Genomic DNA, 21,714 nt, shown 5'->3' on the forward strand with positions numbered 1-21,714 from the left:
AACAATTTTTAGCCTCAACCCCCGGACTTTGTCCGGGGGTTGAGGCATTTTTGCGTTCTGCGGCCAGGCGGTGCCCCCTGTGCGCGGCGGTCTTGTGGCTGAGGGTAAGGTCAGGGGGCATCGTCCGTACGTTCCCAGCAGGAGGCCCCCGGGTGGAGGTCCAGGAGACTCGCGTTCAGACCGACCGGGTCCTCACCATCCCCAATATTCTGAGCATGGCTCGGCTTGTGGGGGTGCCGCTCTTCCTGTGGCTGATCCTGCGGCCCGTGTTCGGCGGTCCCAACAGCGATGGCTGGGCCTTGCTCGTGCTGATGCTCAGCGGCGTCAGCGACTATCTCGACGGGAAGCTCGCCCGGCGCTGGAACCAGATCAGCAACCTGGGCCGGCTCCTCGACCCCGCTGCCGACCGGCTCTACATCGTCTCCACGCTCATCGGGCTGACCTGGCGCGAGATCCTGCCGCTCTGGCTGACCGCCGCGCTTTTCGCCCGCGAGTTGATGTTGCTCGTGATGGTGGGAATCCTCCGCCGGCACGGCTACCCGCCGCCGCAGGTGAACTTCCTCGGAAAAGCTGCGACTTTCAACTTGATGTACGCCTTCCCGCTGCTGCTTCTCAGTGACGGAACGGGCTGGCTTTCGTCACTCGCTGAAGTTTTCGGGTGGGCCTTCGCCGGATGGGGTACAACTCTGTATTGGTGGGCAGGGATCCTCTACGTGGTCCAGGTCCGCCGACTCGTGAAGGCGGATACCGCGGCCGATTGAGCCCGTCTGTCCTGTGTCGAGCAGTGTCGCCGGCAACAACGAGGACCTCAGAGGGCCCCTGAACGGACAGGTGAAGTCGGCAGGACCGTCGTCTCTTCAAGGAGGACGCTTCCGACATGAAGGCCGTCGTGATGGCCGGTGGCGAAGGAACCCGCCTTCGCCCCATGACCTCGAGCATGCCCAAGCCTCTGCTGCCGGTGGTGAACCGGCCGATCATGGAGCACGTCCTACGACTGCTCAAGAGGCACGGTCTCAACGAGACCGTCGTCACCGTGCAGTTTCTCGCCTCTCTCGTCAGGAACTACTTCGGCGACGGAGAAGAGCTCGGCATGGAGCTCACGTATGCCAACGAGGAAAAGCCACTCGGTACAGCGGGAAGTGTGAAGAACGCCGAGGAAGCGTTGAAGGACGACGCTTTCCTCGTCATCTCGGGTGATGCACTCACCGATTTCGATCTCTCCGATCTCATCGCCTTCCACAAGGAGAAGGGCGCCCTCGTCACCGTCTGTCTGACCCGGGTGCCGAATCCACTGGAATTCGGGATCACGATCGTCGACGAAGAGGGCAAGGTCGAGCGCTTCCTGGAGAAACCCACCTGGGGACAGGTCTTCTCGGACACCGTGAACACGGGCATCTACGTGATGGAGCCCGAGGTCTTCGACTACGTCCAGGCGGACGTTCCGGTCGACTGGTCGGGTGATGTCTTCCCGCAGCTCATGAAGGAGGGCAAGCCGATCTACGGCTATGTCGCCGAGGGCTACTGGGAGGACGTGGGCACCCACGAGAGCTATGTGAAGGCGCAGGCGGACGTCCTGGAGGGCAAGGTCCAGGTCGACATCGACGGCTTCGAGATCTCGCCCGGCGTGTGGGTCGCGGAAGGCGCCGAGGTCCACCCCGACGCCGTGCTCCGCGGACCGCTCTACATCGGTGACTACGCCAAGGTCGAGGCGGGCGCCGAGATCCGCGAGCACACCGTCATCGGCTCGAACGTGGTCGTGAAGAGCGGTGCCTTCCTGCACAAGGCGGTCATCCACGACAACGTCTACATCGGGCAGCAGTGCAATCTGCGCGGCTGTGTGATCGGGAAGAACACCGACATCATGCGGGCCGCACGGATCGAGGACGGAGCCGTCATCGGGGACGAGTGCCTCGTCGGCGAAGAATCGATCGTGCAGGGGAACGTGCGCGTCTACCCCTTCAAGACGATCGAGGCCGGCGCGTTCGTCAACACCTCGGTCATCTGGGAGTCCCGGGGGCAGGCCCATCTCTTCGGGGCGCGCGGGGTCTCCGGCATCCTGAACGTCGAGATCACCCCTGAGCTGGCCGTCCGGCTGGCGGGGGCGTACGCGACGACCCTGAAGAAGGGTTCGACCGTCACCACCGCGCGCGACCACTCCCGGGGTGCCCGGGCGCTGAAGCGGGCGGTGATCTCCGCGCTGCAGGCCAGTGCCATCGACGTACGGGACCTGGAGAACGTCCCGCTGCCGGTGGCGCGGCAGCAGACGGCGCGGGGGAGCGCCGGCGGGATCATGGTGCGGACCTCGCCGGGGGTGCCCGATTCCGTGGACATCATGTTCTTCGACGAACGGGGAGCGGACCTTTCGCAGGGCGGGCAGCGGAAGCTGGACCGGGTGTTCGCGCGGCAGGAGTACCGGCGGGCCTTCCCCGGTGAGATCGGCGATCTGTCCTTCCCGGCGAGTGTCTTCGACTCGTACACCGGGTCGCTGCTGCGGAATGTGGACACCACCGGGATCGCGGAGGCCGGGCTGAAGGTCGTCGTGGACGCCTCCAACGGCAGCGCCGGGCTCGTCCTGCCCAGCCTGCTCGGCCGGCTCCAGGTCGATTCCCTGACCATCAACCCCGGACTCGACGAGTCCCGGCCCACGGAGTCGGCCGAGAGCCGGCGGGCCGGGCTCGTGCGGCTCGGGGAGATCGTGGCCTCGGCGCGGGCCGCGTTCGGGGTGCGGTTCGACCCGGTCGGCGAGCGGCTCTCGCTCGTGGACGAGAGGGGCCGGATCATCGAGGACGACCGGGCGCTCCTGGTGATGCTGGACCTGGTGGCGGCCGAGCGGCGCTCCGGGCGGGTCGCGCTGCCGGTCACCACGACGCGTATCGCCGAGCAGGTCGCCGCGTACCACGGCACTCAGGTCGAGTGGACGACCACCTCGCCCGACGACCTCACGAGGGTCGGACGTGAGGAGTCGACGATCTTCGGCGGCGACGGGCGCGGCGGGTTCATCGTGCCCGAGTTCAGCAGCGTCTTCGACGGGGCCGCCGCCTTCGTGCGGCTGATCGGCCTCGTGGCACGGACGCAGCTCACGCTGAGCCAGATCGATGCCCGGATCCCGCGGGCGCACGTCCTGAAGAAGGACATCGCGACTCCGTGGGCCGTGAAGGGACTGGTGATGCGCCGGGTGGTGGAGGCGGCGGGCAGCCGCTCCGTGGACACCACCGACGGAGTACGGGTGGTCGAGGCCGACGGGCGGTGGGTGATGGTGCTGCCCGACCCCGCCGAGGCGGTCACCCATCTGTGGGCGGAGGGGCCGGACGACGCCTCCGCGCAGGCCCTGCTCGACGAGTGGGCCGAGGTGGTCGACAGCGCAGGTCGCTGACGGTTCGGGCCGGTTCCGGCCGGGAGGTGCCCCAGGGGTGCCTCCCGGCCGTAGGGAGGGGCCATTCGGCGGTACGCCGTGCGACGTGCGACGATGTGCGGCATGTCGCAGCAGCCCCCCGTTCGGAGCACCGGATCACCGCCGCCGCGTCCGGACGCGTCCATGTCGCTGCTGAACAACGTGATCGATCACGCGCTCGACGACGGCTACGCCGAGGCGACCGCCCGTCGAGCGGCCGAGGGTGGTGGGCTGCCCCGTAATCTGCGGGCCAAACTGGGTGTCGCCGCGGGTCTTCTGCTGGCCGCCGCCGTGGTGACCGTCGGCGCCGCCGAGGCGCGGGTCTCCGCGCCGGTCGTCGCCAAGGAGCGGCAGGACCTGATCGACCGGATCGAGCGTGAGACGTCGACCGCCGACCAGCTGGAGGAGGACGTCGAGCGGATCCGGGCCGAGGTCGGGGAGCGCCAGCGGCAGGCTCTGCAGCACCACGGCGGGGACCAGGCCGAGCTGGTGGCACTGCTGTCGGGCGCGACGCCCGTGCACGGCCCCGGCGTGAAGCTCGTCGTCGACGACGCCAAGGGCACCGACACCGGTGGCGGGGGGCCGAGGGAGAGCAGTGGCTTCTCCGACACGGGCCGGGTCCGCGACCGGGACATGCAGCGGGTGATCAACGGGCTGTGGGAGTCGGGTGCCGAGGCCGTCGCGATCAACGGGCAGCGGCTGACATCGCTGTCCGCGATCCGGGCCGCCGGTGACGCCATACTGGTCGACAACAAGCCGCTGGTGCCGCCGTACACCGTCCTCGCGATCGGGGACGGGCAGCGGCTGAGCACCGCGTTCCAGGACAGCGCCGACGGGCAGTATCTGCACGCGCTGGTGGAGAACTTCGGGATCAGGAGCAGGATCTCGGCCGAGGGCGATGTACGCCTGCCGGCCGCGCCGAGCCTGACCGTACGTACCGCAGAGCCGAGGGGGGCCGGGGTGGCGACGCCCTCCGGCCGGGCCACGGCCGACACAGGGAAGGGCACATCGTGATCGCCGTACTGGGCCTGATCGTCGGAGTCGTGGTCGGACTGTTGGTCCGCCCCGAGGTTCCGGCGGTGGTCGAGCCCTATCTTCCGATCGCCGTGGTCGCCGCCCTCGACGCGGTCTTCGGCGGCCTGCGGGCCATGCTCGACGGGATCTTCGTCGACAAGGTCTTCGTGGTCTCGTTCCTGTCCAACGTGGTCGTGGCCGCGCTGATCGTCTTCCTCGGGGACAAGCTGGGCGTGGGCGCGCAGCTGTCGACCGGTGTGGTCGTCGTGCTCGGCATCCGGATCTTCTCCAACGCTGCCGCCATCCGGCGTCACGTCTTCCGGGCGTGAGGCCGATGAGCGAGAACCCTCAGAACTCCGAGAACCCCCAGGACCCCGAGCACGCTCAGGACCCGGAGAAGCCTCAGGACCCGGAGAGGCCTCAGGCCCCCGAGAAGCCTCAGGCCCCCGAGAACGCTCAGGACCGTGAGCCCTCCGAGAAGCCCGACGTGTCGGGGCGGACCGGAGGCGACGAGCCCGAGGCCGTGAAGGCCCCGGCCCCGGCCGTGGACTCCGAGGCACCCGAGGTCTCCGTCGCGGCCGAGGCGCCGGCCGCCGCCGCGCCGAGTGGGCGGCGGAGGCTCGCCTCCGCCCTGTGGCCGCCGCGGGTGACCCGGGCCCAACTCGTCGTCGCACTGCTGCTGTTCGTCCTCGGTCTGGGCCTGGCCATCCAGGTGTCCTCCACGAGCGAGAACAGCGCGCTGCGCGGGGCCCGGCAGGAGGACCTCGTGCGGATCCTCGACGAGCTCGACGACCGCACGCAGCGCCTGGAGGACGAGAAGGCCCGTCTGGAGAAGCAGCGCTCCGAGCTGGAGTCCAGCTCGGACCAGGCCGAGGAGGCGCGCAAGCAGACCCAGGAGAAGGAGCGGCAGCTCGGCATCCTGGCCGGCACCGTCGCCGCCGAGGGACCGGGCATCACCCTCACGGTCGGTGATCCCACCGGGGCGGTCGAGTCGGACATGCTGCTCGACGCCATCCAGGAGCTGCGCGCGGCGGGTGCCGAGGCGATCCAGGTGAACGGTGTCCGGGTGGTGGCGGACAGTTATTTCACCGGTAGCGGTGATGACATGCGGATCGATGGAACGAAGGTGGCCGCTCCGTACGTCTTCAAGGTCATCGGCAAGCCGGAGGATCTCGAGCCCGCGCTCAACATTCCCGGCGGTGTCGTGCAGACCCTGGAGAAGGAGCAGGCCACAGCCACGGTGGAGCGGTCGGCGAAGATCGTCGTCGACGCCTTGCGACCCGCGAAGCGGCCTGACTACGCTCAGTCGTCCTCCCAGTGAGAGGGGGACGAGGGGGGTCCCGCGACAAGGGCAAGACGTTGCGGGGGGTCGGCGCACCACAACGGTGGTGCGTGGTGGAAACTGTCCGGAGGATACGGACGTTGTGAAGGTGTCCGGGTCGGCAGGTGTGAAGGATCTCGGTTCGTCCTGCCCCACGGGCGGGTCTGTTTCGGTCAAGGGGAATCGCCCGTGAAGTTGTTTGCGAAGTTGTTCGGCAAGAGCGCACGCGAGGACGGCGGCAACGCCAGGCACGCCGCGCCGCGCCACGCCCAGAGCGAGGAGCAGGGCGGCGAGCGCCCGCTCTTCCGTGACGAGGTCGATGGCCGGGGCGGTGACATTCCGGGCGCGCAGGGCGCGTCTTCTGTTGACCCCGCCGGGGCCGCCCGCATAGGTTTCGGAGAACCATCAACCTCAGGTACGGGTGGAGGGTTTACGCCCGACCCGTACGCGACACAGACCTCCGCGGGGCAGCCGCGGCAGGAGGATGCGTCCATGCCGGTGTGTACGAGGTGCGGTCACCGCAACACGGCCGACAGCCGCTTCTGCTCCCACTGCGGCACGCCGCTGCGGGGCGGGGTCGCCGCCGAGCGGGCGTCGGAGACGACGTCGACGATCTCCATCTCGGGGCTCGAGGCGTACGACGCGGAGGTCACGGGCCAGACCGCGCTTCCGTCGCTGTCTCCCGAGGCGCTGGCCGCCGTGGAGGCGCTGCCCCTGGGCTCCGCGCTCCTCGTGGTGCGCCGGGGGCCGAACTCGGGCAGCCGGTTCCTCCTCGACGGTGAGCTGACGACGGCCGGCCGTCACCCGCAGAGCGACATCTTCCTGGACGACTTCACCGTCTCCCGGCGTCATGTCGAGTTCCGGCGGGCCCAGGACGGCAGCTTCACCGTCGCCGATGTCGGCAGCCTCAACGGCACGTACGTCAACCGTGAGCCGATCGACTCGGTCGTTCTGTCCAACGGCGACGAGGTGCAGATCGGCAAGTACCGGCTGGTCTTCTACTCGAGCCAGCGAGGCGTGTGACGCCTCGGGGAAGCCCCTTCAGGGAAGGTCCATGCTGCGAACACCGACGGGCGGTGCCGGATCCGGCACCGCCACCGCGGGCGACCGGCTGGTCAGCATCGGCACGGTGCTGAACCAGCTGCGCGACGAATTTCCCGAAGTGACGATCTCCAAGATCCGGTTCCTGGAGGCCGAGGGGCTGGTCGAGCCCCGGCGGACGGCCTCCGGCTACCGGAAGTTCAGCCCGCAGGACGTGGAGCGGCTCGCCCGCATCCTGCGGATGCAGCGGGACCATTATCTTCCGCTGAAGGTCATCCGCGAGCATCTCGACGCCCTCGAAAGGGGTGAGCAGATCAAGCTCCCGGCGCCCGGGCGCCGGCGGGATCTGCTCGAAGGGCCCTGGGAGCAGGACGAGGAGGAGTCGCCCGCCGCCGTGCGGCTCGGGCGGGCCGAGCTGATCGCCGCCGCCGAGGTGACCGAGACCGAGCTCGCCGAGTGGGAGTCGTACGGTCTCATCGCGGAGGCGGAGGGCGGTGGCTTCGACGCCGAGACCGTGACCGTCGCCAGGCTTGTCGCGGATCTGGGGAGATTCGGTCTGGAGCCCCGGCACCTGCGGGCCGTCAAAGCGGCGGCGGATCGGGAGGCCGGGCTGATCGAGCAGGTGGTGGCGCCGCTGCGCCGGCACCGTAACCCGCAGACCAGAGCCCATGCGGAGGCCACCGCGAAGGAGCTCGCCGCGCAGTCGGTGCGGTTGCACGCGGCTCTCGTCCAGACGGCTCTGGGTGTCCGGCTGCAGTGATCGGGGACGGTGGCCCAGGGGGCGCCGGAGAGGGGCCTCGGAGGGCCCCGACTATCCAAACCGGTCGGGCACGTCCTAGGGTTGCTGTGTGAACGAGCTCGACGTTGTGGGTGTCCGGGTGGAAATGCCCTCCAACCAGCCGATCGTGCTCCTGCGTGAAGTGGGAGGCGATCGGTACCTCCCCATCTGGATCGGACCGGGGGAGGCGACCGCGATCGCCTTCGCCCAGCAGGGGATGGCCCCGCCGCGGCCGCTGACGCACGACCTGTTCAAGGACGTGCTGGAGGCCGTGGGGCAGCAGCTCACCGAGGTCCGCATCACGGATCTGCGCGATGGTGTCTTCTACGCCGAGCTGGTCTTCGCCAGCGGCGTCGAGGTGAGCGCGCGGCCGTCGGACGCGATAGCACTGGCCCTGCGGACCGGGACGCCGATCTTCGGCAGTGACGGTGTGCTGGACGACGCCGGTATCGCGATTCCGGATGAGCAGGAGGACGAGGTGGAGAAGTTCCGCGAGTTCCTCGACCAGATCTCACCGGAGGACTTCGGGACCAACAGCCAGTGAGGCGGAGCGGTGCGGCCGGAGGCCGTTCGCGGGGTGCCGTCAGAGCATTCGAGTAGCCTTTCCCCGGAGAGAGACACGCGAAACCACTCTCAGGGTGATTATCACTCGGCGTGCCGAGTGTGGCGATCGTTGACGCACCCCGAGTGACTGCCTACCTTCGTGTGGGCAGGTCAAGGACGGAGGGTCGGCGTGATGAGCAGCGCGGACGGTACGGCAGGGAGCTCGCTCGGACGCGTGTCCGGGGAGAGCGGTCCGTATCCGCTTCACGGCAGTGTGGGCGACTTCGGGACGGACACCGGTGCCGGCGCCGCCGACGCGGTGATCGGCTATCGCGGTCCGACGGCCTGCGCGGCCGCCGGGATCACCTATCGACAGCTGGACTACTGGGCGCGCACCGGGCTCGTGGAGCCGAGCGTGCGGCCCGCGTACGGGTCGGGGACACAGCGGCTGTACAGCTTCCGCGACGTCGTCGTGCTGAAGATCGTCAAGCGTTTCCTCGACACCGGGGTGGCCCTGCAGAACATCCGGGCCGCGGTGCAGCACCTGCGCGCGCGGGGTTTCCGGGACCTGGAGCGGATGACGCTCATGAGCGACGGCGCCACGGTGTACGAGTGCTCCTCGCCCGACGAGGTCGTCGACCTCCTCCAGGGCGGGCAGGGCGTCTTCGGCATCGCCGTCGGGGTGGTCTGGCGCGACGTCGAGGCCGCGCTCTCGCAGCTCCACGGCGAGCGGGTCGACACCGGCGAGACGCTGGTCAGGCACAACCCGGGCGACGAGCTGGCGCGCCGGCGGCGCGACAAGGCGGTCTGAGGGCGGTTCCCGTCCGGTCGGGGCCTCCAGGGTCCTAGGAGCCTCCGGCGGTTCGCCGGGGGCTCCCGGGCGTTCCGCGGGGGCGTTGTCAGTGGCGTAGGGCAGCATCGGACGTGTGAGAGCCGCGCCCACGATCCTGCATCTCGACATGGATGCCTTCTTCGCCGCCGCCGAGCAGGCGTCGAAGCCCAGCCTGCGCGGAAAGCCCGTGGTCGTCGGCGGTCTCGGGCCGCGGGGTGTGGTCGCCACCGCCTCCTACGAGGCCCGCCGCTTCGGGGTGCACTCGGCCATGCCGACGGGCCAGGCGCGGCGGCTCGCGCCGAACGCCGCCTATCTCGTGCCGCGCTTCGCCTTCTACCGCTCGATCAGCGAGCAGGTCATGGAGCTGCTCCGGCGGCTCTCCCCACTCGTGGAGCCCCTCAGCCTCGACGAGGCCTTCGTCGACCTCGAGGCCGGTGGCGTCGCCGACGACAGCGCGAGCGCGCGGGCCGCGGGGGAGCGGCTGCGGGTCGACATCCTCGCGACGACGGGGCTCACCGGGTCGGTGGGGCTCGCCGGGTCCAAGATGATCGCGAAGATCGCCTCGGAGGAGGCCAAGCCGGACGGGCTCGTCCTCATCGAGCCCGGGACCGAGCGGGAGCTGCTCGGGCCGCGGTCGGTGCGCATCCTCCCCGGGATCGGTCCGGCCACCGGGGAGCATCTGCGGCGGGCCGGGATGACCACCGTCACCGATCTCGTGGAGGCGGGCGAGGACGAGCTCGTACGGCTCCTGGGGCGGGCGCACGGGGCCTCGCTGTACCGGATGGCGCAGGGGTACGACGACCGGCCCGTGGTGGCCGAGCGGGACGCCAAGTCGGTGTCGGTCGAGGACACCTTCGACGTGGACCTGCACGACCGGGTCCGGATCCGGATCGAGGTCGAGCGGCTCGCGGAGCGGTGCGTGGGGCGGCTGCGGGCCTCCGGGCACTCCGGGCGGACCATCGTCCTGAAGGTGCGGCGGTACGACTTCTCGACGCTCACCCGGTCCGAGACGCTGCGGGGGCCGACGGACGACCCGGGCGTCGTGCGGGAGGCCGCGGGGCGGCTCCTGGAGGCCGTGGACACGACCGGGGGCGTGCGGTTGCTGGGGGTGGGGGTGAGCGGACTCGCGGACTACACGCAGGAGGACCTGTTCGCCCAGGCGGACGCCGCGGCCGCCGGCGAGGCCGGGGCCGAGGCGGCGCCGGGAGACGGTCCCGAGGCGGAGGCCGTGGAGCTCGTCGAGCCGGCGGAGCACGGTCCCGTGGAGAGGCACTGGGCGCCCGGGAACGACGTGCGGCACGCGGTGTACGGGGCCGGGTGGGTCCAGGGGAGCGGGGTCGGACGGGTCACGGTGCGGTTCGAGGAGCCGTGGTCCGGGCCGGGGCGGGTGCGGACGTTCTCCGTGGACGATCCGGAGCTGGAGCCGTCGGAGCCGCTGCCGCTGGTGCGGGGGGACGCGGCGGCGTGAGGGCGGGCCTGCCCGGCCGTGCGGCCGGGCAGGCCCGCCACCCGCGCCCTCGCGGAGGTGCGGGTGGTGTTGTCGGTGGCTGATGTGCTCGTCGGGGCTCTCAGGCGCCGTCCTGGCCCGCCAGGCGGCCGAAGTCCGTGTCCGGCGCGTCCGTGGGCGGGAGAGCGAGGCTGTAGTGGCGGTAGAGCTGGAGTTCCTGCTCGGGGGAGAGATGGCGGCCCACGCCGAAGTCGGGGGCGTCCTTGATGAGCGCCCTCTCGTACGGGATGTGGAGGCCGTCGTCGAGCAGGGAGCTCGGCTCCAGGGGGACGAAGGCGTCCCGGCTGAACAGGCCCGTGCGGACCGCGGCCCATTCGGGGATGCCGGTCGCGTCGTCCAGGTACACCTCGTCCACGGTTCCGATCTTGTGCCCGCTCCGGTCGAACGCCTTGCGGCCGATCAGGCTGCGCGGATCGATATCGGTCTGCACGGTCCCTCCAACTGGTCGCAACTGCTCTACACCCCTACGAAAGTGCACAACTGGGATGTCGGCCACTTGAGCGATGGGAGCCGCAACCTCGCTGGTAGGCTGGTTGTGGCTGTCGACCCTGTGCGGGAGAGTCCCCCGGAGAAACCTTCCGGTGGGCGCCGAAGGAGCAAATCCTCCCCGGAATCTCTCAGGCCCCTGTACCGCGCGGACGAGGTCACTCTGGAAAGCAGAGCGGATGCCGACGGCATCTCGCTCTCACCGACGGTGAAAGCCGGCGTGCCGCGAGGCGTGCCGGTGAAACTCTCAGGTTGAGATGACAGAGGGGGAGGCCGTCCGGGTACCCGCGCCGTGGTGCCCCTCGCAGGTCGTGACGACCAGGAGGCCTCCGTACATGACCGCCAACCGCACTCCGCTCTCCGAGCTCGAACAGGGCATCCCGTTCGAGCAGCGGCACATCGGGCCCGACGCCGAGGCCCGGGCCAAGATGCTCGCCCAGGTCGGTTACGGCTCGCTCGACGAGCTCACGGCCGCCGCGGTGCCGGACGTGATCAAGAACGCCGAGGCGCTGGGCCTGCCGGCCGCGCGCACCGAGGCCGAGGTCCTCGCCGAGCTGCGCACGCTCGCCGACCGCAACCAGGTCCTCGCCCCGATGATCGGCCTCGGCTACTACGGCACCTTCACGCCGCCGGTCATCCTCCGGAACGTGATGGAGAACCCCGCCTGGTACACGGCCTACACGCCGTACCAGCCGGAGATCTCGCAGGGCCGCCTGGAGGCGCTGCTCAACTTCCAGACCATGGTCGCCGACCTGACCGGTCTGCCCACCTCCGGCGCCTCCCTCCTCGACGAGGGCACCGCCGCCGCCGAGGCCATGGCGCTGGCCCGCCGCGTCGGCAAGGTCAAGAACGGCGTCTTCCTCATCGACGCCGACGCCCTGCCGCAGACCATCGCCGTCATCGAGACCCGCGCCGAGCCGACCGGTGTCGAGGTCGTCGTCGCCGACCTGAGCGAGGGCATCCCCGCCGAGGTCGCCGAGCGCGGGGTCTTCGGTGTGCTGCTCCAGTACCCGGGCGCCTCCGGTGCCGTCCGCGACATCAAGCCGCTGATCGACGCCGCGCACGAGCTCGGCGCGATCGTCACCGTCGCCGCCGACCTGCTCGCGCTCACCCTGCTCACCTCCCCGGGCGAGCTGGGCGCCGACATCGCCGTCGGTACGACGCAGCGGTTCGGCGTCCCCATGGGCTTCGGCGGTCCGCACGCCGGTTACATGGCCGTGCAGGACAAGCACGCCCGCTCCCTGCCCGGCCGCCTCGTGGGCGTCTCCGTCGACGCCGACGGCAACCGCGCCTACCGCCTGGCCCTGCAGACCCGCGAGCAGCACATCCGCCGCGAGAAGGCCACCAGCAACATCTGTACGGCCCAGGTGCTGCTCGCCGTCATGGCCGGCATGTACGCCGTCTACCACGGCCCGGACGGTCTCAAGCAGATCGCCGAGCGCACCCACCGGTACGCCACGGTCCTGGCCGCGGGTCTGACCGCCGGTGGCGTCGAGGTCGTGCACGGCTCGTACTTCGACACCCTCACCGTCCGCGTGCCCGGCAAGGCCGACGAGGTCGTCGCCGCCGCCCGCGAGGCCGGGGTGAACCTCCACCGCGTCGACGCCGACCTCGTCTCGATCTCCTGCGACGAGACCACCGGGCGCGCGCAGCTCGCCGCCGTCTGGGGCGCCTTCGGCGTCACCGCCGACGTCGAGGCCCTGGACGCGGCCGTGGAGGACACCCTCCCCGCCGGTCTGCTGCGCTCCGACGCGTACCTGACCCACCCGGTCTTCCACGCGCACCGCTCCGAGACCTCGATGCTGCGCTACCTGCGCAAGCTCGCGGACCGCGACTACGCGCTCGACCGCGGCATGATCCCGCTCGGCTCCTGCACGATGAAGCTGAACGCGACGACCGAGATGGAGGCGGTGACCTGGCCCGAGTTCGGTCAGATGCACCCCTTCGCCCCGGTCGAGCAGGCGCAGGGCTACGTCACGCTCATCACCGAGCTGGAGGAGCGCCTCGCCGAGGTCACCGGCTACGACAAGGTCTCGATCCAGCCGAACGCGGGTTCGCAGGGCGAGCTGGCCGGTCTCCTCGCGGTCCGCGCCTACCACCGTGCCAACGGTGACGAGCAGCGCACCGTCTGCCTCATCCCGTCCTCCGCGCACGGCACGAACGCCGCCTCCGCGGTGATGGCCGGCATGAAGGTCGTCGTCGTCAAGACCGCCGACGACGGCGAGGTCGACGTCGAGGACCTGCGCGCCAAGATCGCCCAGTACCGCGACGAGCTGTCCGTGCTGATGATCACCTACCCGTCGACGCACGGCGTCTTCGAGGAGCACGTCGCCGACATCTGCGCCGAGGTCCACGAGGCCGGTGGCCAGGTGTACGTCGACGGCGCCAACCTCAACGCGCTCGTCGGTCTCGCCAAGCCGGGGCACTTCGGCGGCGACGTCTCGCACCTGAACCTGCACAAGACCTTCTGCATCCCGCACGGCGGTGGCGGCCCGGGTGTCGGCCCGGTCGGCGTCCGCGCCCACCTCGCCCCGTACCTGCCGAACCACCCGCTCCAGCCCACCGCGGGCCCGGAGACCGGCGTCGGTCCGATCTCGGCCGCCCCCTGGGGCTCCGCCGGCATCCTGCCGATCTCCTGGTCGTACGTGCGCCTCATGGGCGGCGAGGGCCTCAAGCGCGCCACGCAGGTCGCCGTCCTCGCGGCGAACTACATCGCCAAGCGCCTGGAGCCGCACTTCCCGGTGCTCTACACCGGCCCGGCCGGTCTGGTCGCCCACGAGTGCATCGTGGACCTGCGTCCGCTCTCGAAGGAGACGGGCGTCACGGTCGACGACATCGCCAAGCGGCTGATCGACTACGGCTTCCACGCGCCGACGATGTCCTTCCCGGTGGCCGGCACGCTGATGATCGAGCCCACCGAGTCCGAGGACCTCACCGAGCTCGACCGCTTCTGCGACACCATGATCGCGATCCGCGGCGAGATCGAGAAGGTCGCCTCGGGCCAGTGGCCCGGCGACGACAACCCGCTGCACAACGCGCCGCACACCGCGGCCGCGCTGGGCGGGGAGTGGAACCACCCGTACACCCGCGACGAGGCGGTCTTCCCGGCCGGTGTCTCGGCCGCCGACAAGTACTGGCCGCCGGTGCGCCGGATCGACGGCGCCTTCGGCGACCGCAACCTGGTCTGCTCCTGCCCGCCGATGGACGAGTACGACAACTGAGCACGGGCCGAGGGCCGGTTCGGAGGATCTCCTCCGGGCCGGCCCTCGGCGTTTCCCTCGCACGGTCGTCCACCCCGCCGCCCTCAGGCGGCGGTGGTCACCTGTCCCGCCGTCAGCGGCCGGTGCGGGGCGATGATCTGCCCGTCCGGCAGCAGCTCACCGGTGTCCTCGAAGAGCAGGACGCCGTTGCACAGCAGGCTCCAGCCCTGCTCCGGGTGGTGTGCCATCAGTCGGGCCGCCTCCCGGTCGGCGGAGTCGGCGGTCGGACAGGCAGGCTGGTGCTGGCACATGGGTGGGTTCTTTCGCTGCGTCGTGGTGGATGTCCTGCGGCTCTGCGCGTTCATGGCCGCCCCCGTCGGTCGGTTCGGTTCCGGTCCCAGTCTTGCCCCACGGACGGTCTTCCGCAGGGATTTCGCGGCAGCTCGTCCTTTCCTGGGAAGACGCATCACCCGCAGGGGCGGTTCAGGTCAACTGCACCGTCTCTTCGGGTGGTTCGGAGTGGTCCGAGCGGGCTAGTCCGTACGGGAGGGGCGTTCGGGAGGCGCGTTCGGGCGCATGCCTCGGACACGAGTGCGCCCCGTGACCCGGCCGGGTCACGGGGCGGGGACGCGCGTGCGGTGGTGGATCAGGCGGGCGCCGGCGAGCCCAGGAGGGGCGGCGGCGCGAGTCGTGTGCTGAGCACGGGCAGGAGATCGGAGACCTGGTACGGGCGGTGGGCCGCGATCCCCGGGGGTGCGGGGGCCAGGGGCACCATGAGGTCGGCCGCGGCCGGGGCGACGGTCGTGCCGTCCGCCTCCGGGTCGGCCTGCAGCCAGAGCGTCAGCATGTAGAGCTCCGGTACGGAGAGCAGCCTCGGCCGGTACGTGGCGGGCAGGGCCTCGGCCTGGAGCAGGGCCCGTTCCGTGGCGGAGACGTACGGCCCCTCGAAGAAGTGCGCGAAGGCCCAGCCGTCCGGTGTGAGCATGGTGTCCGCGGCGGCGATCGCCCGGTCCCCGTTCCGGATCAGGAAGCGCCAGCCGGCGAGCCGGGTGCGGGGTGCGAGCCCCGGTGCCCCGGTGACGCCGAGGACGTGCACGGGCAGGGGGTGTTCGGGGCTCAGCGGTCCCTGTGCTGCCCGCAGTGCGGGAGTTCGCGGCTCGCGGACGGCGGTGGGTGAGCCGAGGGCCGCGAGGACACTGCGGAGGGCCGGCGCAGGGGCCGGGGAGGGTCGGAGCATGGTGGGTCGCCTCTCACTCAGGAGACACGGTGACGCGTGGGCAGGTACGACGGCGCTGTCGGCGGCGGGGCCAGAGAGGGGCCATGAGGCCATGGCCGGGCGCCAACACTCTGCCTCGTCCGCGGAGTTTATACGACACGTGTTCACACAGTGTTTCCGCTAGACCTCGCGGATATTCCTGACAAGACGTCATCAGGCCGTAATCGGAGGGAGTTGAAGCGGAATCAGGAGGACGATACCGCTCCCACCTGCGTATTCCCCGCGAAGGCGGACGGCCGAATTCCGACCCGGGGTCTCCGGAAAATACGACATTGGTATATGTCGCGCGTTCCTTGCCTTCGGGATGTGCCGGTGGAGTGCTCTGTCCAGCCTATCCTCCGACAGGCCGGTTCCGCAGGCGTTGTGGATCAGTCGGGTGGGCATCATCGTCCGTGACGCGCGGCCGTCGTGGCGGCTGCCCACTCGGGGAGGGACGCTTCGATGGGGGAGAAGGTCGTGGCCGACGGGTTCGGCCCGTCCGACCGGCAGCAGTACCGGAGAAAGCTCCAGCAGTGTCTCGCGGGGCTCGCGCGGCTGCTGGCGGAGAAGAGGTTCGACCGGCCGCGCAATCTCATGGGCGTGGAGATCGAACTCAATCTCGCCGGCACCGACGGGCTCCCCAGGATGCTGAACGGACCGGTTCTCGAAAAGATCGCCAGCGCCGATTTCCAGACGGAACTCGGAATGTTCAACCTCGAAGTGAACATCGCGCCCCACCAGCTCGACGGGCGCGTATTCGACCGGCTCGCGGAAGAGATCGGGACCGGCATCGGATATGCCGACCGCAAGGCGGCGGAACTCGACGCAGGCGTCGTCATGATCGGCATACTGCCCACGCTCGCACAGCGCGACCTGGTCCCCGAGAACCTCTCGGACAACGACCGCTACACGCTCCTCAACGACCAGATACTCGCCGCCCGCGGCGAGGACTTCACCCTCGACATCCACGGCGTCGAACGCCTCCTGTGCACCTCGGACTCGATCGTGCCCGAGGCGGCCTGCACCTCGGTGCAGCTCCACCTCCAGGTGACACCGGCCCGCTTCGCCGCCGTCTGGAACGCGGCGCAGGCCGTCTCCGGAGTCCAGATCGCGCTCGGCGCCAACGCGCCCTTCGTCTTCGGGCGCGAGCTGTGGCGCGAGTCCCGCCCGCCGCTCTTCCAGCAGGCCACCGACACCCGGCCGCCCGAGCTGCAGTCCCAGGGCGTACGGCCGCGCACCTGGTTCGGCGAGCGGTGGGTGGACTCGGTGTACGACCTCTTCGAGGAGAACGTCCGCTACTTCCCGGCCCTGCTGCCGCTCTGCGACGAGGAGGACCCGCTGCTCGTCCTCGACCGGGGCGGGGTGCCGCGCCTGCAGGAGCTGGTCCTGCACAACGGCACCGTCTACCGCTGGAACCGGCCGGTGTACGGCTGGGTCGACGGGGTCCCGCACCTGCGGGTCGAGAACCGGGTGCTGCCGGCGGGCCCGACCGTCACCGACGTGATCGCGAACGCGGCCTTCTACTACGGGCTCGTCCGCTCGCTCGCCGACGACCCCCGCCCGGTGTGGAAGCGGATGACCTTCCAGGACGCCGAGGCCAACTTCGACACCGCCTGCCGGCACGGCATCGAGGCGGAGCTGCGCTGGCCCCGCTCGGGCCGCGCCGGCGGCATCGCGACCATGCCGGCCGTACGGCTCGTCCTCGACGAGCTGCTGCCGCTCGCCGCGGCGGGGCTCGACGCCTGGCACATCGAGCCGGCGGACCGGGACTTCTACCTCGGAGTGATCGAGCAGCGCTGTCTGCGACGGGTGAACGGCGCCTCCTGGCAGACCGACACCTTCCACCGGGCCCTGGAGTCGGGCCTCGACCGGGAGGCGGCCCTCGCGGCGACCACCCGCCGCTACCGGACGCTCATGCTCCAGGGCGAGCCCGTGCACACCTGGCCGGTGGGGATCGACTGACCGCGTCCCCGGCCGGGCCCCGGCTCGCCGGGCTCTCCCGGCGGAGCATGGGTGATCATGTCAGGGTGGTCCCGGCAGGCCGGGGCCGCCGGAACGGCATGAGCCCGCGAGGGGGAAGTGGAGACAGGTGTGGTGGCGGAGCAAGGACTGAGGGACGCTTCCCTTCCCCCCGGCGGTCTGTCGCGCGGTGTGCTGCGCTCCGAGACGCTCATCGTGCTCGCGCTCTCGCTCGGCGCGAGCGCGGTGTCGGCGTTCATCAGCTTCGTCGGCTCCCTGACCAAGCCGGGCTCGCTGAAGGAGCAGGCGGCGACGCTCAACGGCTCGTACGCTCCCGGGCGGCCCTGGCTCGACCTGTCCTGGCAGCTTTTCGGCATCGCCACCGCGCTCGTCCCGGTCGTGCTCGTCGCCCATCTGCTGATGCGGGAGGGCGCCGGGCTGCGGGCCATCGGCTTCGACCGGACCCGGCCGTGGTCCGACCTCGGGCGCGGGACGCTGGTCGCGGCGGGGATCGGGAGCGCGGGCCTGGCCTTCTACCTGGCGGCGCGGGCGTCCGGGTTCAACCTGACGGTGGTGCCCGAGTCGCTGCCCGACGTGTGGTGGAAGTACCCCGTGCTCATCCTCTCGGCGGTGCAGAACTCCGTCCTGGAGGAGGTCATCGTCGTCGGGTATCTGCTGCGCAGACTGGGCCAGTTGGGCTGGTCGCCGATGGCCGCCCTGATGGCGAGTGCGGTGCTGCGCGGCTCGTACCACCTCTACCAGGGGGTCGGCGGCTTCATCGGCAACATGGTGATGGGCGTGGTCTTCGTGCTGCTGTACCGCCGCTGGGGGCGGGTCGGGCCGCTGGTCGTGGCCCACGCGCTGCTCGACATCGTGGCCTTCGTCGGATACGGGCTGCTCGCCGGGAGGGTGGACTGGCTGCCCACCGTGTGACGGGAGGCGAGGAGGGGGTGTGCGGCCGGAGCCGTACACCCCCTCCCGTACGTCCGTCAGGCGCGCAGGTCGCCCTCGACGACCGTGACGGCGTGGCCGTTCAGAAGAGTGCGGTCGCCGTTCGGACGGGTGCGGACGAGCCCCGTCCGGGCGCCGCCCTGGAAGCCGGTGAGCTCCTCGCGGCCGAACCTGGCCGACCAGTAGGGGGCGAGCGCGGTGTGGGCGCTGCCGGTCACCGGGTCCTCGTCGATCCCGACGGCCGGGAAGAAGCCGCGCGAGACGAAGTCGTATCCGCTGTCCGGGCGTTCGGCGGCGGCGGTCGCGATGACGCCGCGCGAGGAGAGGACCTTCAGCGCGGCGAAGTCCGGCGTGAGGGAGCGGACGGTGGCCTCGTCGCGCAGCTCGACGAGCAGGTCGCCGATGTGGTCGGCGGTGTCGTGGACCGCGACGATCTCGGCGCCGAGCGCCTTCTCCAGGCCCTCGGGGACGGGGATCGGGGTGAGGGAGGAGGTCGGGAAGTCCATCGTGATCGTGCCGTCGGCCTCGGCGGTGGTGATCAGGATGCCGCAGCGGGCCGCGAAGCGGACGGTGCCGCCCGCGGTGCCGGTGGTGTGCAGGACGTGTGCCGTGGCCAGGGTGGCGTGGCCGCACATGTCGACCTCGGTGGTGGGGGTGAACCAGCGCAGGGCCCAGTCCGCCTCGCCGCCGGCGGGCAGCGGGTGGGCGAAGGCCGTCTCGGAGAGGTTGACCTCCGCCGCGACCTTCTGGAGCCAGGCGTCGTCGGGGAAGGAGTCGAGGAGCAGGACGCCGGCCGGGTTGCCGGAGAAGGGCTGGTCGGTGAAGGCGTCGACGATTCGGATGCGCATGCCGCCGACGGTACCGGGGGCGGGAATCCGCGGACCAAGGCCAATCGCGGAGAACTGGACCCGTTCGTCCGTGCGTCGTCCTGGGCGGTCGTGCGTGGGGACGAGGGGACCGGGGGGCTTCGATGATGTTCGGGTACGGGGACGAGTGGTGGGTGCCGCTCTTCTATCCGGTGCTGCTGTGGGTGCCGTTCGGGCCCTTCCTCATGGGCGCGGTGGGGGTGTGGTGCGCCCGGCGGCCCGGTCTGTGGCCGCGGCTGTGGACGGTGCTGCTGCCGCTGGTGCCGGTGGGGGTCTCCGCGACCGCCATGCTCCAGCCGTGGAGCGAGCCCACCCGCACCGACGACCTCGTCGGCTACCTCCTCGTGTACGTCCTCGGGATCACGGTGCTGCCGTGGGTCCTGGGGTACGGGATCACGCGGGTGGTGCGTGCGGTGCGGGCTCGCCGTGGCGGGGGAGGAGAGGTCACAGAGGAGCGAGGATCATGAGGATCTCGTCGCGGTCGTCGCCGTCCGCCAGGCGCAGGGCTCCGGGCCAGCGGCCGATCTCCCGCCAGCCGAGCCCGCCGTAGAAGTCCTCCAGGCCCACGCCGCCGCGCGCCGCGAGCCGCAGCTGCTCCAGGCCCATGTCCTCCCGGGCGATCGCACGGGCGTGCCGCACCAGGCCAGCGCCGATGCCCCGCCCCCGTACCCCGAGGCGGGTCTGGACGTGGTGCAGGGTGCCCCAGTGCGCGACGAGCGGAAATGTGTCGCGGCGGAGGCGGAGCCAGCCCGCGAGGGCGCCGTCGACCGTGGCGACCACGAGACGGCTGCTCGCGGGGTCGAGTCCCGTGACGATGCGGTCGACCGCGGCGGTGACCTTGGCGGGATCGACCGGGGGGAAGGGGAATCCGGCCGCTCCGCCCGCGTCGCTCACCTCGGTCCAGCAGTCGACGAGGGCCGGCGCGAGGCCGTCGGGGACCGTCTCAGGGGCGGTGAACTGGGTGAAGAGCGGGGTGCTTTCGGCGTGCATGGCACGAGGGTCGCAGAGAATCACGGGCGCGTCGGCTCGTCCCGGACGAGCTCCAGGGAGAGCTGGGCGCCCAGGTCCTCGAAGCCCAGCGCGGCGGCGACCCGCCGGGAGGCCGGGAGACGGGCCCGCCACTGCGGAAGGAGACCTGCGGCGAGGGCGTCGGCGACCGCCGCCGAGGCCACGGTCCGCGCGAGTCCGCGGCCGCGTGCCTCCGGGGCCGTGAGCACGCTGAGGTGTGCCGTGCGCCGGGGCCAGGCCCGGTGTCCGGCGGCGGCCACGACCCTGCCGTGCTCATGGACCACGAACGCGGGCGAGGTGATGTCGTCCAGGGACGCCTCCGCGGAGTCGTCCTGGCCGGCGGCCTCTTCGAGGGCGCGCAGTGCCGGATGTCCGCCGGGCAGCCGCTCGGCCCTCGACGGACCGGTGACCGGGCGGAAGCCCTCGGGGGAGGCGTACGAGAGCGCCGCGGGGCCGAGCACCCCGGTCACGGGCAGGACCTCGCGGACGGCGGCCGCGTCCACCAGGGCCTCCGCCGTCAGGCCCGCCAGGGCGCCGCGCACGGTCGCGGCGGTGCTCTCGGTCTCCACGGTCACCAGCGCCGATCCTCCGAGAGCCACCACACCGACCCAGCCGGGCGGGCACAGCCGCGATTCCGGGGACACGACCACCCTGGTGCCGCCCGCGGTCGGGAACGACCGTGGTGCGTGGGCCAGTTCCTCCCACAGGCGGTGGGCTTCGAGCAGCAGCGGATGCGTCGACATGGCGGAGATCCTGCCAGGCGCCGTCGTCTCATCCGCGCGCGCGGAGGTATGCCTCCAGTTCGGCGGCGCCGGCCAGCATCGCGCGCCCGCGGGCGGAGAGCCGTCCGTGCCAGTCGGTCAGTGCGGCCTCCAGGGGCTCCAGGCCGCCGGCCGACCGTACCTGGGTGATCAACGGGGCGATCCGGTCCAGCGGGTAGCCGCCGCGCCTGAGCTGGTGGGCCAGCCGGGCGTCCCGTACGGCGGCGTCGTCGTAGACGCGGTACCCGGTCCTGGGGTCGCGTCGGGGGCGCACCAGACCGGCGTCCTCCCACTTGCGCAGCGTCGCGGGACGGATGCCGAGCTTCTCCGCCAGCGGCCCGATGAACGTGCCGCCGGGGTCGGGCGTCGTGGCGGGCACCCGGTCCGGGCCGCCGAGGTCGAGGTCGCGCAGGGCGCTCTCGACGGCGCGGAGGGTCCGCCGGTCGTCGAGGAGTTGGGCGTGGCTCTCGTCGATCAGGAGGAAGGCCTCGTCGGCCGCGCCCCGGTTCACGGCCCGCATGATCGACGTCGCCGTCGGGTGGCCGTGGCCGGGCAGCAGGGCCAGGAACGCGCGCAGGGCCCCGGCGTGCAGCGGGGTGTAGGTGCGGTAGCCGTGCGGTGTGCGCTCGGCGGTGGGGAGGACGCCGGCCTCCTCGTAGTTCCTGATCGCCTGCGTGGACAGACCGTGGCCACGCGCCAGATCGACCGGCCTCAGCCGTACACCGCTTTGAAGGTTTCTCCCCATGAGACCGACCATAGCGCGGGTCGATGACGAAAAAGTCTCCACCGAATGTTCAACGA

At 71.1% G+C, this 21,714-nt stretch carries 21 protein-coding genes and 1 riboswitch; of the genes, 14 read left to right on the plus strand and 7 right to left on the minus strand.

The window, feature by feature from the left end:
- Positions 1–152 precede the first annotated feature (152 nt).
- From clsA to IE237_RS21545, 10 genes are all read left to right on the plus strand, one after another.
- Positions 153–761 carry a cardiolipin synthase ClsA gene (gene clsA, locus IE237_RS21500; RefSeq protein WP_116162104.1) on the plus strand — a complete coding sequence of 203 codons (609 nt, stop codon included), beginning with the start codon at positions 153–155 and terminating at the stop codon, positions 759–761.
- 116 nt (positions 762–877) lie between these two features.
- On the plus strand, positions 878–3,373 hold the full coding sequence (locus IE237_RS21505) for a mannose-1-phosphate guanyltransferase (RefSeq protein WP_189803698.1): 2,496 nt from the start codon (positions 878–880) through the stop codon (positions 3,371–3,373).
- A 102-nt stretch (positions 3,374–3,475) separates the two neighbouring features.
- The gene (locus tag IE237_RS21510) at positions 3,476–4,405 is read left to right on the plus strand and encodes a DUF881 domain-containing protein (protein ID WP_189803699.1); all 930 of its coding nucleotides are present in this window, start codon (positions 3,476–3,478) and stop codon (positions 4,403–4,405) included.
- Positions 4,402–4,734: a small basic family protein gene (locus IE237_RS21515; RefSeq protein WP_015032176.1), complete on the plus strand. Its 333-nt coding sequence runs from the start codon at positions 4,402–4,404 to the stop codon at positions 4,732–4,734. The genes IE237_RS21510 and IE237_RS21515 overlap by 4 nt, the downstream gene beginning before the upstream one ends.
- Complete coding sequence (locus IE237_RS21520) at positions 4,731–5,726, plus strand: DUF881 domain-containing protein (protein ID WP_370468238.1); 996 nt, start codon at positions 4,731–4,733, stop codon at positions 5,724–5,726. The genes IE237_RS21515 and IE237_RS21520 overlap by 4 nt, the downstream gene beginning before the upstream one ends.
- Before the next feature lie 81 nt (positions 5,727–5,807).
- Complete coding sequence (locus IE237_RS21525) at positions 5,808–6,749, plus strand: FHA domain-containing protein (RefSeq protein WP_189803996.1); 942 nt, start codon at positions 5,808–5,810, stop codon at positions 6,747–6,749.
- A 31-nt stretch (positions 6,750–6,780) separates the two neighbouring features.
- On the plus strand, positions 6,781–7,527 hold the full coding sequence (ftsR, locus tag IE237_RS21530) for a transcriptional regulator FtsR (protein ID WP_189803700.1): 747 nt from the start codon (positions 6,781–6,783) through the stop codon (positions 7,525–7,527).
- Positions 7,528–7,615: 88 nt separating this feature from the next.
- Entirely contained in the window at positions 7,616–8,089 is a 474-nt protein-coding gene (locus tag IE237_RS21535; RefSeq protein WP_189803701.1) for a bifunctional nuclease family protein, read from the plus strand.
- Between the two features lie 192 nt (positions 8,090–8,281).
- Positions 8,282–8,899 (plus strand): MerR family transcriptional regulator, encoded by a 618-nt coding sequence (locus IE237_RS21540; RefSeq protein WP_189803702.1) that lies wholly within the window; start codon positions 8,282–8,284, stop codon positions 8,897–8,899.
- Between the two features lie 115 nt (positions 8,900–9,014).
- On the plus strand, positions 9,015–10,388 hold the full coding sequence (locus IE237_RS21545) for a DNA polymerase IV (protein WP_189803703.1): 1,374 nt from the start codon (positions 9,015–9,017) through the stop codon (positions 10,386–10,388).
- A gap of 100 nt (positions 10,389–10,488) precedes the next feature.
- Here IE237_RS21545 and IE237_RS21550 read toward each other — a convergent pair whose 3' ends face one another.
- Positions 10,489–10,857, minus strand: coding sequence for a PRC-barrel domain-containing protein (locus tag IE237_RS21550; RefSeq protein ID WP_189803704.1), 369 nt, complete (start codon positions 10,855–10,857; stop codon positions 10,489–10,491).
- 113 nt (positions 10,858–10,970) lie between these two features.
- Positions 10,971–11,070: riboswitch (glycine riboswitch) on the plus strand.
- Between the two features lie 178 nt (positions 11,071–11,248).
- Here IE237_RS21550 and gcvP point away from each other — a divergent pair.
- Complete coding sequence (gene gcvP, locus IE237_RS21555) at positions 11,249–14,134, plus strand: aminomethyl-transferring glycine dehydrogenase (RefSeq protein WP_189803705.1); 2,886 nt, start codon at positions 11,249–11,251, stop codon at positions 14,132–14,134.
- 83 nt (positions 14,135–14,217) lie between these two features.
- Here the strand turns inward: gcvP and IE237_RS21560 are convergent, their stop codons facing one another.
- Both IE237_RS21560 and IE237_RS21565 read right to left on the minus strand, forming a co-directional pair.
- Positions 14,218–14,424, minus strand: coding sequence for a DUF5999 family protein (locus tag IE237_RS21560; RefSeq protein WP_017238438.1), 207 nt, complete (start codon positions 14,422–14,424; stop codon positions 14,218–14,220).
- A gap of 335 nt (positions 14,425–14,759) precedes the next feature.
- The gene (locus IE237_RS21565; protein ID WP_189803706.1) at positions 14,760–15,350 is read right to left on the minus strand and encodes a hypothetical protein; all 591 of its coding nucleotides are present in this window, start codon (positions 15,348–15,350) and stop codon (positions 14,760–14,762) included.
- A gap of 480 nt (positions 15,351–15,830) precedes the next feature.
- On the opposite strand from IE237_RS21565, the gene IE237_RS21570 reads away from it, so the two are divergent.
- Entirely contained in the window at positions 15,831–17,330 is a 1,500-nt protein-coding gene (locus tag IE237_RS21570; RefSeq protein WP_189803707.1) for a glutamate-cysteine ligase family protein, read from the plus strand.
- A gap of 147 nt (positions 17,331–17,477) precedes the next feature.
- Positions 17,478–18,260: a CPBP family intramembrane glutamic endopeptidase gene (locus tag IE237_RS21575; protein ID WP_189803997.1), complete on the plus strand. Its 783-nt coding sequence runs from the start codon at positions 17,478–17,480 to the stop codon at positions 18,258–18,260.
- Between the two features lie 56 nt (positions 18,261–18,316).
- Here IE237_RS21575 and IE237_RS21580 read toward each other — a convergent pair whose 3' ends face one another.
- Positions 18,317–19,126 (minus strand): PhzF family phenazine biosynthesis protein, encoded by an 810-nt coding sequence (locus IE237_RS21580; protein WP_189803708.1) that lies wholly within the window; start codon positions 19,124–19,126, stop codon positions 18,317–18,319.
- Positions 19,127–19,248: 122 nt separating this feature from the next.
- Between IE237_RS21580 and IE237_RS21585 the strand changes: the two genes are divergently transcribed.
- On the plus strand, positions 19,249–19,611 hold the full coding sequence (locus tag IE237_RS21585) for a hypothetical protein (protein ID WP_189803709.1): 363 nt from the start codon (positions 19,249–19,251) through the stop codon (positions 19,609–19,611).
- On the opposite strand, the gene IE237_RS21590 is transcribed toward IE237_RS21585, so the two are convergent.
- The 3 genes from IE237_RS21590 to IE237_RS21600 are packed head-to-tail and all read right to left on the minus strand — an operon-like array spanning position 19,589 to position 21,658.
- Positions 19,589–20,134, minus strand: coding sequence for a GNAT family N-acetyltransferase (locus IE237_RS21590; protein WP_189803710.1), 546 nt, complete (start codon positions 20,132–20,134; stop codon positions 19,589–19,591). The genes IE237_RS21585 and IE237_RS21590 overlap by 23 nt on opposite strands.
- 20 nt (positions 20,135–20,154) lie before the next feature.
- Complete coding sequence (locus IE237_RS21595; RefSeq protein ID WP_189803711.1) at positions 20,155–20,895, minus strand: GNAT family N-acetyltransferase; 741 nt, start codon at positions 20,893–20,895, stop codon at positions 20,155–20,157.
- A gap of 28 nt (positions 20,896–20,923) precedes the next feature.
- The gene (locus IE237_RS21600) at positions 20,924–21,658 is read right to left on the minus strand and encodes a TioE family transcriptional regulator (protein WP_189803712.1); all 735 of its coding nucleotides are present in this window, start codon (positions 21,656–21,658) and stop codon (positions 20,924–20,926) included.
- Positions 21,659–21,714: the final 56 nt, after the last annotated feature.

The sequence above is a fragment of the Streptomyces tanashiensis genome (assembly GCF_014648895.1).
GTDB lineage: Bacteria > Actinomycetota > Actinomycetes > Streptomycetales > Streptomycetaceae > Streptomyces > Streptomyces tanashiensis.